This window comes from Mesorhizobium sp. M7A.F.Ca.US.005.03.2.1, from assembly GCF_003997795.1.
Taxonomy (GTDB): Bacteria; Pseudomonadota; Alphaproteobacteria; order Rhizobiales; family Rhizobiaceae; genus Mesorhizobium; species Mesorhizobium ciceri.
The window spans coordinates 1-700 of sequence record NZ_RZRP01001482.1 but is presented as its reverse complement, the minus strand read 5'-3'; the positions used below and the strand labels follow the sequence as shown (position 1 = coordinate 700).

At 59.1% G+C, this 700-nt stretch carries 1 pseudogene; it reads left to right on the top strand.

Features of this window, described 5'->3' with window-relative positions:
• Positions 1-317: 317 nt before the first annotated feature.
• Positions 318-700: pseudogene (locus tag EN991_RS38625) on the top strand (PAS domain-containing sensor histidine kinase); the annotation flags it as partial.

Below are 700 nucleotides of genomic sequence, written 5' to 3'. Positions count from 1 at the left end.
GGCCTTGGAAGCGTCGAAGCTCGGGAATTCAACGTTTTCGATCGTCTCGGCGGTCTTGGTCCTGGACATTTTCCATCCTTTTCAGCGGCAGCGGCTTTGACAGAAAGCCGTCTCGTTCATGTATGATGGCAATATAAAGGCAAATTTTGTGCATTGCAATATCTTTGTTGCAGTGCACCATAAATTTCTTTTGGGCCGTTAACCAAGAGCCCAGATTCCAGCCTTTGCACGTTCTGGCTTGTGGACCTTCGCGCCTCCGGCTTTTATTAACAAAGCGTTAACTGCAAAATCGCCGCTCCGTGAGGTCCGCCAAGCGCATGCCGTCCGAATATTCCTTCCTTGATGTCGCCGTGCTCGACGCGGTCCGCCAGCGCTTTGCCGCAGGCGACGCGATCGCGATCCTGTCGGCGGATCTGGAGCAGGTGATCTGGGCCAATGGGCCAGGAGCCGCGATGTTCGGTTATCCCGACATCGAGGCGATCATAGGCGCCTCGGCGCAGTTGCCCGTGATCGCCAGGCGCCAGATCATGGCGACCAGCGGATTTCCCGAGATTGGCAGCGACCGCGCCATCATGGTGCGGCTGGCGACCGGCATGACCAGCCGCGCCGTCGGCTTCCTGGCCAGTGCGGTGACCATGCCGGACGCCGAGAAGGCGATCATGCTGGCAGTGCCGGCGGCTCAGACAGGGTCACGCAGTGC